The organism is Dyella sp. (assembly GCF_035685885.1).
In the GTDB taxonomy this organism is placed as follows: Bacteria; Pseudomonadota; Gammaproteobacteria; order Xanthomonadales; family Rhodanobacteraceae; genus Dyella.
In genome coordinates this window covers 1-11,890 of sequence record NZ_DASRZX010000005.1, presented here as the reverse complement: position 1 = coordinate 11,890, position 11,890 = coordinate 1, and the positions used below count along the sequence as shown (strand labels likewise).

10 protein-coding genes and 1 tRNA gene are annotated in these 11,890 nt (G+C 63.1%); all 11 read left to right on the top strand.

Going from position 1 to position 11,890, the window contains the following annotated elements; all coding sequences use genetic code 11:
• The first annotated feature begins 15 nt into the window (after positions 1–15).
• The 11 genes from nuoE (at position 16) to VFG49_RS00930 (ending at position 11,890) form a co-directional block, all read left to right on the top strand.
• Positions 16–543, top strand: a complete 528-nt coding sequence (gene nuoE / locus VFG49_RS00980) for an NADH-quinone oxidoreductase subunit NuoE (protein ID WP_324857476.1) — start codon at positions 16–18, stop codon at positions 541–543.
• Between the two features lie 12 nt (positions 544–555).
• Positions 556–1,866: an NADH-quinone oxidoreductase subunit NuoF gene (gene nuoF / locus VFG49_RS00975; RefSeq protein WP_324857474.1), complete on the top strand. Its 1,311-nt coding sequence runs from the start codon at positions 556–558 to the stop codon at positions 1,864–1,866.
• On the top strand, positions 1,863–4,184 hold the full coding sequence (nuoG, locus tag VFG49_RS00970) for an NADH-quinone oxidoreductase subunit NuoG (RefSeq protein WP_324857472.1): 2,322 nt from the start codon (positions 1,863–1,865) through the stop codon (positions 4,182–4,184). The genes nuoF and nuoG overlap by 4 nt, the downstream gene beginning before the upstream one ends.
• Before the next feature lie 5 nt (positions 4,185–4,189).
• Entirely contained in the window at positions 4,190–5,218 is a 1,029-nt protein-coding gene (nuoH, locus tag VFG49_RS00965) for an NADH-quinone oxidoreductase subunit NuoH (protein ID WP_324857470.1), read from the top strand.
• Between the two features lie 8 nt (positions 5,219–5,226).
• Positions 5,227–5,718 (top strand): NADH-quinone oxidoreductase subunit NuoI, encoded by a 492-nt coding sequence (gene nuoI / locus VFG49_RS00960; protein WP_038616894.1) that lies wholly within the window; start codon positions 5,227–5,229, stop codon positions 5,716–5,718.
• Between the two features lie 13 nt (positions 5,719–5,731).
• A complete protein-coding gene (locus VFG49_RS00955; RefSeq protein WP_324857568.1) occupies positions 5,732–6,382 on the top strand; it encodes an NADH-quinone oxidoreductase subunit J in 651 nt (216 codons plus the stop codon).
• Complete coding sequence (gene nuoK / locus VFG49_RS00950) at positions 6,379–6,684, top strand: NADH-quinone oxidoreductase subunit NuoK (protein ID WP_038616898.1); 306 nt, start codon at positions 6,379–6,381, stop codon at positions 6,682–6,684. Before VFG49_RS00955 ends, nuoK begins: the two co-directional genes overlap by 4 nt.
• A gap of 4 nt (positions 6,685–6,688) precedes the next feature.
• Positions 6,689–8,722, top strand: a complete 2,034-nt coding sequence (nuoL, locus tag VFG49_RS00945; protein ID WP_324857467.1) for an NADH-quinone oxidoreductase subunit L — start codon at positions 6,689–6,691, stop codon at positions 8,720–8,722.
• Positions 8,723–8,735: 13 nt separating this feature from the next.
• Positions 8,736–10,244: an NADH-quinone oxidoreductase subunit M gene (locus tag VFG49_RS00940; protein ID WP_324857465.1), complete on the top strand. Its 1,509-nt coding sequence runs from the start codon at positions 8,736–8,738 to the stop codon at positions 10,242–10,244.
• A 16-nt stretch (positions 10,245–10,260) separates the two neighbouring features.
• Positions 10,261–11,700 (top strand): NADH-quinone oxidoreductase subunit NuoN, encoded by a 1,440-nt coding sequence (gene nuoN, locus VFG49_RS00935; protein ID WP_324857463.1) that lies wholly within the window; start codon positions 10,261–10,263, stop codon positions 11,698–11,700.
• A 113-nt stretch (positions 11,701–11,813) separates the two neighbouring features.
• Positions 11,814–11,890 (top strand) — tRNA-Met (locus tag VFG49_RS00930).

Genomic DNA, 11,890 nt, shown 5'->3' with positions numbered 1-11,890 from the left:
GGAGGATAAGCACACATGAAAGCCACCGGAAATTACGAGCAGGTCAAGAACGTCGACCCGCTTGTCGTACTCAACGAACACACTCGTCATCACATCGAGGAGTGGGTTGCCCGTTTCCCTGCGGATCGCAAGCGTTCGGCGCTGATCCAGGCGCTGTTTGCCGCGCAGGAGCAGAACCAGGGCTTCCTCACCGATGAACTGATCACCGCCGTCGCCAAGTACCTCGAGCTGCCCGCCGTGTGGGCCTACGAGGTTGCCAGCTTCTACTCGATGCTGGAAACCAAGCCCGTCGGGCGCAACAACGTCGCCATCTGCACCAATGTCTCGTGCTGGCTCAATGGCGCCGACGAACTGGTGGCACACGCCGAGAAGAAGCTTGGCATCAAGCTCGGCGAAAGCACCGCCGATGGCCGCGTGTATCTGAAGCGCGAAGAAGAATGCATCGCCGCCTGCGCCAGCGCGCCGGCGATGACCGTCAATGGTCACTACCACGAGCGTCTGTCGATCCAGAAGATCGACGAGATTCTCGACGGTCTCAAGTAAGGGCAGGGCGCAATGGCTTACGGACCCGCACCCCAGGAACACCAGGTCGTCTACACCACGCTGCATTTCGACAAGCCGTGGGCGATGGACAGCTACACCCAGGTCGGTGGTTATGAAGCGTGGAAGAAAATCCTCGCCGAGAAGCCCGATCCGAACGCTCTGATCGAGGAGATCAAGAAGAGCAACCTGCGCGGCCGAGGCGGCGCTGGCTTCCCGACCGGCCTGAAGTGGTCCTTCATGCCCAAGGGCAACATGCAGAAGTACATTCTCTGCAACTCGGACGAGTCCGAGCCGGGCACCTGCAAGGACCGCGACATCCTGCGCTTCAACCCGCATGCGGTGATCGAGGGCATGGCGATCGCGTGCTATTGCACCGGCTCGACGGTTGCCTACAACTACCTGCGTGGCGAGTTCCATCACGAACCGTTCGAGCACTTCGAAGAGGCGCTCAAGGAAGCGTATGCCGCCGGTTTGCTCGGCAAGAACATCCAGGGCACCGGCCTCGATGTGGACATCTATGGCGCACTCGGCGCCGGTGCCTACATCTGCGGCGAAGAAACCGCGCTGATGGAGTCGCTGGAAGGCAAGAAGGGCCAACCGCGCTTCAAGCCGCCGTTCCCGGCCAACTTCGGCCTGTACGGCAAGCCCAGCACCATCAACAACACCGAAACCTATGCCTCGGTGCCGGCCATCCTGCGCAAGGGCGCCGACTGGTTCCTGGCGCAGAGCAAGACCAAGAACGGTGGTCCGAAGATCTTCTCGGTCTCCGGTTGCGTGCAGAAGGGCGGCAATTTCGAAGTGCCGCTGGGCACCACCTTCGACGAACTACTGGAGATGGCCGGCGGCCTGCGTCCGGGCCGCACGCTGAAGGGCGCGATTCCGGGTGGCGTGTCCATGCCAGTGCTGCGCGCCGAGCAGCTGAAGGGCTTGCCGTTCGACTACGACACCCTGCGTGACCTCAAGACCGGTCTTGGCTCGGGCGCCATCGTGGTGCTCGACGACACCGTCTGCACGGTCCGCTTCACCCGCCGCATCTCGCAGTTCTTCCACAAGGAATCCTGCGGCCAGTGCACCCCGTGCCGCGAAGGCACCGGCTGGATGCACCGCGTGCTGACCCGCATCGTGGACGGCCAGGGCACCATGGAAGACCTGCATCGCCTCAAGGCCATTGCCGGCCAGATCGAAGGCCACACCATCTGCGCATTCGGCGAAGCCGCGGCGTGGCCGGTGCAGGGCTTCCTGCGCCAGTTCTGGGATGAATTCGAGTACTACATCGTCAACGGTCGCTCCATCGTCGACGACAAGCTTGGAGCCGCCGCATGAGTGCGCAGCCCGCCACGCCAAATCTCGACCTCGTGAACATCGAGGTCGATGGCAAGCCCACGCAGATCCGCAAGGGCGCCATGATCATCGAAGCGGCCGACGCCATTGGCGTGTCGATTCCGCGTTTCTGCTATCACCGCAAGCTTCCCATCGCCGCCAACTGCCGCATGTGCCTGGTGGAAGTGGAGATGGGCGGCAAGCCCATGCCCAAGCCGCAGCCGGCCTGCGCCACCCCGGTGGCCGAAGGCATGAAGGTGAAGACCCGCACCGACGTCGCCCTGAAGTATCAGAAGGACGTCATGGAATTCCTGCTGATCAACCACCCGCTGGATTGCCCGATCTGCGATCAGGGTGGCGAGTGCGAGCTGCAGGACGTCGCGCTGGGCTACGGCCGCAGCGTGTCGCGTTACACCGAGCGCAAGCGCACCATCGCGGACGAAAACCTCGGCCCACTGGTCGCCACCGAGATGACCCGCTGCATCCAGTGCACGCGCTGCGTGCGCTTCACCAGCGAAATCGCCGGTACCTACGAGCTGGGCGGCATGAGCCGTGGCGACAACCTGCAGATCGGCACGTATATCGGCAAGACGATCGAGACGGAGCTGTCGGGCAACATCATCGACGTCTGCCCGGTCGGCGCGCTGACCAACAAGCCGTTCCAGTACCAGGCGCGCGCCTGGGAGCTGATCGCCAAGCCGTCCGTCGCCTACCACGATGCACTGGGCTCCAACCTGTGGCTGCACACGCGCCGCGGGGAAGTACTGCGCACGGTGCCGCGCGACAACGAATCGATCAACGAGTGCTGGCTGTCCGACCGCGACCGCTACAGCCACCAGGGTCTTTACGCCGCCGATCGCGTAAATGCGCCGCAGGTGAAGCGCAACGGCCAGTGGCAGACCACCACTTGGGAAGACGCGCTGGGTGCGGCCGTGGAATCGCTGAAGGCGGTGCCGGGCAGCGACCTGGGCGTGCTGGTGCATCCGGCTACCACCAACGAGGAAGGCGACCTGCTGGTGCGCCTGGCCCGTGGACTGGGCAGCGCCCACGTCGACCATCGCGTGCGCCAGCTCGATTTCGCCGACAATGCCGCTGCGGTGGCGTTCGCCAAGCCGGTGGCCGAGCTGGACAAGGTCAAGGCTGCGCTGCTGGTAGGCTCGGACCTGCGTCACGAGATGCCGCTGCTCAATCATCGCATTCATCAGGCGGTGAAGAAGGGCGCCAAGGTCTACGCCGTCAATCCGGCGAGCTTCAACTTCAACTATGCGCTGGCCGGCGAAGCCATCGTGGCGCCGCAGGCGCTGATCGATGCGCTGCTGTCGCTGGCCAGGGCGGCCGTCGAAAGCGGTGCTAGCGCACCGTCCGCGCTGGCTTCGGCCATCGACGGTGCCTCGTCCGACCAGGGTGACAAGGACGCGATCGCCGCGATGAAGAGCGGCAGCGCCGTCGTCATCCTTGGCGAGGCGGCAGTTACCCATCCGCAGGCGTCGTGGTTGCGTGCCGTGGCCCGCTTCATCGCGGAAGCCACCGGTGCGGCCTACAACGAGCTGCCGGTGGGCGCGAATGCCGTGGGCTTGGCCAAGGTCGGTGTGCTGCCGGGCAATGGCGGCCTCGATGCTCAGGCCATGCTGACCCAGTCGCGCAAGGCTTACGTGCTGTACGGCGTCGAGCCGCAGGACTTTGCAGACGGTGCCGCGCTGCTCGATGCGCTCAAGGGCGCCCAGCAGGTCGTGGCGTTCTCCGCTTACGCCAGCCCCGCGCTGCGCGAGGTGGCCAACGTGATCCTGCCGATCGCGCTGCTGCCGGAAAACGATGGCACGCTGGTGAACGTCGATGGTCTCGCCCAGAGCGTGGCGGCCGGTTCCAGGGCGCCAGGCGAAGCGCGTCCGGGCTGGAAGGTGCTGCGTGCACTGGGCGGCGTGCTCAAGGTGGCAGGTTTCGAGTTCGATGATCTCGCCGGTTTGCGCGAAGGCATCAGCGATCGTGGCCATCAGTCGCGCGCCGAGCTGGCATCGCGTCCGTCGGCTTCGGGCCTGACGCGCCTCGCCACTTGGCCGATCTATCGCACCGACGCCGTGCTTCGCCGCGCCACGGCGCTCAGCAAGCATCCGCTGAACCGCGCACCGGCGGTACGCGTGAACGCTGACGAAGCACAGCGCCTGGGCTTGGGCGAGGGTGCCTCGGTCCGCATCGCGCATGCGGTGCTTCCGCTGGTGATCGATGCGAGCGTGCCCGATGGCGCCGCCTGGATCGAAGCCGCGCACGACGACACTGTCACGCTGCCGCCGTACGGCGCGGCCCTCACCCTGAGCAAGGCGTAAAGCACATGGGCGAACAGATCCTCAACCAGATCATCTGGCCAATCGTCTACATCCTGTGCATCGTCCTGCCGCTGGTGATCGCGGTGGCCATGTATGTGTGGTGGGAGCGCAAGGTCATCGGCTGGATGCACGTGCGCATGGGGCCCAACAAGATCGGTCCCTTCGGCCTGCTGCAGGCCTTCGCGGACGTGGTCAAGCTTCTGCTCAAGGAAGTGATCCTTCCGACCAGCGCAAACAAGGTCCTGTACTACCTCGCGCCGATGCTGGCGCTGGTGCCGGCGCTGGCCGCGTGGGCGGTGATCCCGTTCAACGACCAGATGGTGCTGGCCAACATCAACGCCGGCGTGCTCTACCTGCTGGCGATGACCTCGCTGGGTGTGTACGGCATCATCCTCGCCGGCTGGGCGTCCAATTCGCGTTACGCACTGCTCGGTGCCATGCGTTCGGCCGCGCAGGTCATCTCCTACGAACTGGCGATGGGCCTGTGCCTGGTCTGCGTGCTGGTGCTGGCGGGGTCGCTGAACCTCACCGACATCGTGCATGCCCAGGCGGGCAGCAAGGGCATCGGCGACTGGTTCATGTGGCCGCTGCTGCCGGTCTTCATCATCTACTTCATCGCGGGCGTGGCGGAAACCAATCGCGCGCCGTTCGACGTGGCGGAAGGCGAGTCGGAAATCGTCGCCGGTTTCCACGTGGAATATTCGGGCTCTGCCTTCGCGCTGTTCTTCCTGGCCGAATACGCCAACATGATCCTGATCAGCTTCCTGGCCCCGATCCTGTTCATGGGCGGCTGGCTGTCGCCGCTGCCGGCCTCGTGGGGTTTCCTGGGACACGCCAGCATCCTGTGGCTGTTTGCCAAGGTGTTCTTCTTCGCATTCCTCTTCCTGTGGTTCCGCGCCAGCTTCCCGCGCTACCGCTATGACCAGATCATGCGTCTGGGCTGGAAGGTGTTCATCCCCATCACCATCGTCTGGGTCCTCGTCGCCGGCTGCATGAAGTACTTCGGCTGGGTCACCGTCGGCACGGGAGGCTGAAGAGAACCATGTCCCGCGTTACTCACTATTTCAAGAGCCTGCTGCTCATCGAGCTGTTCAAGGGCATGGCCCTGACCATGCGCTACATGTTCAGCCCGAAGTACACGATGCGCTACCCGATGGAGCACATCCCCAAGTCCAATCGCTTCCGTGGTCTGCATGCGTTGCGTCGCTACGCCAACGGCGAAGAGCGCTGCATTGCATGCAAGCTGTGCGAGGCAGTGTGCCCGGCGCTTGCCATCACCATCGATTCGGCACCGCGCGAAAGCGACGGCCAGCGCCGCACCACGCGCTACGACATCGACCTGTTCAAGTGCATCTTCTGCGGCTTCTGCGAAGAGAGCTGCCCGGTCGACTCGATCGTCGAGACGCACATCCATGAATACCACTTCGAGCAGCGTGGCGAGAACGTGGTGACCAAGCCGCAGCTGCTGGCCATCGGCGACCGCTTCGAAGCGGACATCGCCGCGGCTCGCGCCCAAGATGCCGCGTACCGTTGAGGACACTACTGTGATCGATCCTTCTGTGTTCCAACTCGTCTGCTTCTACGCATTCGCCACGGTGACCGTGGTGGCAGCGTTGGGCGTGATCACCCTGCGCAACACGGTGCATGCCGTGCTGTCGCTGGTGCTCACCTTCTTCAGCACGGCCTGCATCTGGCTGCTGGCCGAAGCGGAGTTCCTCGCCATTGCCCTCATCGTGGTCTACGTGGGCGCGGTGATGGTGCTGTTCCTGTTCGTGGTGATGATGCTGGACATCGACAAGGAAAATGTCCGGGAAGGCTTCATCAAGTTCCTGCCGGTGGGCATCATCGTGGCTTTGATCATGCTGGGCGAAATGCTCGGACTGATCGGCGTGCGCGCCATGCATGAGGCGGTAATGGGTGCGAACCCGGCCACCGTGGCGGGCATGTCCAACACTGAGTGGCTGGGCCATGCGCTGTACACCCAGTTCCTGCTGCCGTTCGAGATCGCCGCGCTGATCCTGACCGTGGGCGTTGTCGCTGCCGTGGTGCTGACCCTGCGTCATCGCACCGGCGTGCGTCACCAGCAGGCCTCGCAGCAGGTTCGCGTCAAGGCAACCAGCCGCATCCGCGTGGTGAAGATGGCGGCGGAAGTGCCCGCCGCGCCCCAGCCGGAAGCGGGCAAGGAGACCACCCCATGATCACGCTCGCCCATTTCATCGTGCTCGGCGCGGTGCTCTTCAGCATCGCCCTGGCCAGCCTCTTCATCAACCGCAAGAACGTGATCGTGCTGCTGATGTCGATTGAGCTCATGCTGCTCGCCGTCAACATCAACTTCGTGGCCTTCTCCCGCTTCCTGGGCGACGTGGCGGGGCAGGTGTTCGTGTTCTTCATCCTCACCGTGGCCGCGGCGGAAACCGCCATCGGCCTGGCGATCCTGGTCCTGCTGTTCCGCAACCGCAGCACCATCAATGTCGCCGAAATCGACAGCATGAAGGGCTGAGCCGATGGAACTGTCTACCTCCATTTTGCTGACCATCGCTCTGGCGCCGCTCGTCGGCTGCCTGCTGGCGGGCTTCCTCGGTCGCATCATCGGCCGCGCCGGCTCGCACACCGCGACCATCCTCGGCGTGGCGATTGCCTGCGGCCTGTCGTTCTACGTGCTGTACCAGCTCACCGCCGGCGGTGCCCCGGTCTACAACCAGAACATCTACACCTGGTTCGAGATCGGCAAGTACAACGCCCACGTGGGCTTCCTGGTCGATCGCCTCACCGCCATGATGATGGTGGTGGTCACTTTCGTGTCGCTGCTGGTGCACATCTACACCATCGGCTACATGCATGAGGACCCGGGCTACCAGCGCTTCTTCAGCTACATCTCGCTGTTCACCTTCTCGATGTTGATGCTCGTGATGAGCAACAACTTCATGCAACTGTTCTTCGGCTGGGAAGCGGTGGGCCTGGTGTCGTACCTGCTGATCGGCTTCTGGTACAAGCGCCCGACGGCGATCTTCGCCAACCTTAAGGCCTTCCTGGTCAACCGCGTCGGCGACTTCGGCTTCCTGCTTGGCATCGCGGGCGTGCTGTATTTCCTGGGCACGCTGGACTACGCCACGGCGTTCACGGCCGCGCCGACCCTGGTGGGCAAGACCCTGCAGATCACGCAGAACACCCACTGGGATGCCGCGACGGTGATCTGCATCCTGTTGTTCATCGGTGCCATGGGCAAATCGGCCCAGGTGCCGCTGCATGTGTGGTTGCCGGACTCGATGGAGGGCCCGACCCCGATCTCAGCTCTGATCCACGCCGCGACGATGGTGACCGCCGGCATCTTCATGGTCGCGCGCATGTCGCCGATCTTCGAGCTGTCGGAGACCGCGCTGAGCTTCGTGATGCTCATCGGCGCCACCGGCGCGCTGTTCACCGGCCTGATCGGCATCGTGCAGAACGACATCAAGCGCGTGGTGGCGTATTCCACGCTGTCGCAGCTGGGCTACATGACGGTGGCACTGGGTGTGTCGGCTTACTCCGGCGCCGTGTTCCACCTGATGACCCATGCCTTCTTCAAGGCGCTGCTGTTCCTCGGTGCGGGTTCGGTGATCATCGCCATGCACCATGAGCAGGACATGCGCTACATGGGCGGCCTGCGCAAGTACATGCCGATCACCTGGATCACCATGTGGATCGGCTCACTGGCGTTGTGCGGCGTGCCGTTCTTCGCGGGCTTCTATTCGAAGGACGCGATCATCGAGGCCGTGGGCGAGTCGCATCGCTGGGGCTCGGGTTACGCCTACTTCTGTGTGATGGCCGGTGCCTTTGTGACGGCGCTGTACACGTTCCGCCAGATGTACCTGACCTTCCACGGCAAGGAGCGCTTCACGGTGGTCCACGATCATGGCCACGGCCATCACGTGGAGCACAAGGACCACCACGGCCATCACGAGGCGGGCATCATGCACGAGACGCCGCATGAGACGCCGTGGGTGGTCACGCTGCCGTTGGTGCTGCTGGCGATTCCGTCGCTGCTCGTTGGCTTCTTCGCGATCCAGCCGATGCTGTTCGGCGATTGGTTTGGCGGTGCGATCCACGTCAACGAGGCGAACAACGTCCTCGGCGAGATCGGCAAGGAATTCCACGGTGCGGCATCGATGGCCCTACACGGCTTCACCCAGCTGCCGTTCTGGCTGGTGGCCGCTGCGTTCGCCATCCAGACCTACATCTACCTGTTCAACCCGTCCGTGGCCGATCGCATCAAGACCGCGCTCAAGCCGATCTACAACCTGCTGAACCACAAATACTGGTTCGATGCGGTGTACTACATCGTCTTCGCCCGTGGTGGCATGGCGCTGGGTCGGGCCCTGTGGAAGGGCGGTGACGCGGCGGTGATCGACGGCGTGCTGGTCGATGGTTCGGCGGGTCTGGTGGATCGCATCGCCGGTGGCATGCGCCGCCTGCAATCCGGTTATCTCTATCACTACGCCTTCGCGATGATTCTCGGCCTTATCCTGCTGCTCGGCGGGTATTGGCTGGTCGGGCAATAAGGGAACCTGCTCCATGTTCAATCATTTGCTCAGCCTGCTGATCTGGCTTCCCATCCTGGGAGCCATCCCCGTGCTGCTCGCCGGATCCAGCCGGCCCAACGCCGCGCGCTGGATCTCGTTGCTGGTGGCCATCGCCACCTTCGCGGTGAGCCTCTACCTGCTGCCGCAGTACAACTCGGCCGATGCCGCCAAGCAGATGGTAGAAGACCACCTCTGGATCGCCGGCCTCAACGTGCATTACGCACTGGCCGTGGATGGCATCTCGATTGCCCTGATCCTGCTGACCACCTTCGTGGGCATTCTGGTCATCGTGGGTGCCTGGGACGTCATCCAGGTCAATCCGCACCAGTACATGGCCGCCATGCTGGTGCTCGAAGGCCTGATGATCGGCGTGTTCTGCGCCACCGACGCGTTGCTGTTCTACGTGTTCTTTGAAGCCATGCTGATCCCGATGTTCATCCTCATCGGTGTCTGGGGTGGCCCGCGTCGCGTGTATGCCACGCTGAAGTTCTTCATCTACACGTTCTTCGGCTCCATCTTCATGCTGGTGGGCCTGATCTACCTGTACCTGAAGGCCGGCTCGTTCGACCTGGCCACGCTGGCCGCACTGCCTTTGAGTATGAAGGAGCAGACCTGGCTGTTCTTCGCCTTCCTCATCGCCTTCGCGGTGAAGGTGCCGATGGTGCCGGTGCACACCTGGTTGCCGGACGCCCACGTCGAGGCGCCGACCGGCGGTTCGGTGGTGCTGGCCGCGGTGATGCTGAAGATCGGTGGCTACGGTTTCCTGCGCTTCTCGCTGCCGATCGTTCCCGATGCCTCCGAGGCCTATGCCTGGGTGGTGATCGGACTGAGCCTGATCGCGGTGGTCTACATCGGCTACATCGCGCTGGTGCAGGAAGACATGAAGAAGCTGGTGGCGTATTCGTCCGTGGCGCACATGGGCTTCGTCACCCTGGGTATCTTCATCGCCTTCATGCTGGTGCGCGGGGCCGGCAACGTGGATGCCGCCAAGCTGGGCATGCAGGGCGCCATGGTGCAGATGATTTCGCACGGCTTCGTGTCGGGCGCGATGTTCTCGTGCATCGGCGTGCTGTATGACCGCATGCACACACGACAGATCAAGGATTACGGCGGCGTCATCAACGTGATGCCGTGGTTCGGCTTCTTCTACGTGCTGTTTGCGATGGCGAACAGCGGCCTGCCGGGAACCAGCGGTTTCGTGGGCGAATTCCAGGTGATCCTGGCCAGCTTCCAGGCCAATGCATGGATCGCGTTCTTCGCCGCCTTCACCCTGATCATCGGCGCGGCTTACACGCTATACATGGTCAAGCGCGTGCTGTGGGGCGACATCACCAATCCGCACGTGGCCGAGATGAAGGACATCAATGGCCGTGAATGGTTTGTTCTCGGCGCGTTCGCCGCTGCGGTGCTGATGCTGGGCGTCTGGCCGCATCCGCTGGTGCAGCTGATGGATACCTCGGTCTCGCAGCTGGTCACGCAGCTTGGCAACCACAAGATCTAAGCAGGACTGACTGATCATGCCGAATTTCAATGACCTTCTGATCCTGTTGCCGGAGCTGTATCTGGTGGCGGCGGCGTGCTTGCTGCTGTTGCTGGATGCCTTCATGAAAGCCGAGCAGCGCCCGATGCTGCACTGGCTGTCGATCGCGGTGCTGCTGGTGGGCATCTACCTCGTTGTGGAAGGCCAGCCCAGCCAGCCTGTCACCGCGTTCTCCGGCATGTTCGTGCGCGACGGCGTGTCCGAAGTGCTCAAGGTGTTTGCCTTGCTCAGCACGGCGCTGGTGTTCGTCTACGCCAAGCCCTACCTGATCGACCGCAAGCTGTTCGTCGGTGAGTTCTACACGCTGACCATTTTTGCGGTGATCGGCATCATGCTGCTGGTTTCGGCCGGCAACCTGATCACCGTGTACCTCGGTCTTGAACAGCTGACGCTGTCCTCGTATGCGCTGGTGGCGTTGAACCGCGATTCGCGCCTGTCATCGGAAGCGGCGATCAAGTACTTCGTGCTGGGTGCGCTCGCCTCGGGCATGCTGCTGTACGGCATGTCGATGGTCTACGGTGCCACCGGCACGCTGGATCTGGCGCACCTGCACACGGCCGCCACCCATACCGGCATGCCGCACCTGCTGGTGTTCGGCCTGATCTTCATGATCGTGGGTATCGGTTTCAAGCTGGGTGCCGCGCCGTTCCACATGTGGATTCCGGACGTTTACCAGGGCTCGCCGACAGCGGTAACCATCTTCATCGGCTCGGCCCCCAAGCTGGCGGCGTTTGGCATGGCCTATCGCCTGCTGGATTCGGGTCTGGGTGAGATGTCCCAGCACTGGCAGATGATGCTGGCCTGCCTGGCGGTGGTTTCGCTGGCCATCGGCAACATCGTCGCCATCGTGCAGAGCAACCTCAAGCGCCTGCTTGCGTACTCGACCATCTCGCACATGGGCTACCTGCTGTTGGGCCTGGTCAATCCCACCCCCGAGGGTTTTGCCGCGTCGCTGTTCTACGCCATCAGCTATGCCCTGATGAGTGCGGCGGCCTTCGGCGTGATTCTCGCCCTGGCCCGCGCAGGCTTTGAGTGCGAGGAGATCGACGACCTCAAGGGCCTCAACCAGCGCTCGCCCTGGGCTGCGTTCCTGATGATGCTGGTGATGTTTTCGCTGGCCGGCGTGCCGCCGCTGTTCGGCTTCTTCGCCAAGCTGCTGGTGCTGCAGGCCGCGATCCACGCCGGCTTCCTGTGGCTGGCCCTCGTCGGCGCCGTGTTTGCCATCATTGGCCTTTACTATTACTTGCGCGTGGTCAAGGTGATGTACTTCGACAAGCCGGTGGAAGGCACCGAAATCCGCCTGCAGGGCGATATTTCTGTCCGTCTGGTGCTGTCGTTGAACGTGCTCGCGCTGCTGGTGCTAGGCCTTGCCTGGGGCCCGTTGTTCGGCTGGTGTCAGCGTGTGTTTGTTGGCTGATGAACCGCGTGGCGGATCTGTCCGTCATGCGTGATCGGCACGGTTGAATTGAAATAATTTCGCGAAAAGGCTTGCAAGAAATCGGCCATCTCGCTAATATTTCTGGACTCTGATGCGGGGTGGAGCAGTCTGGCAGCTCGTCGGGCTCATAACCCGAAGGTCGCAGGTTCGAATCCTGCCCCCGCTACCA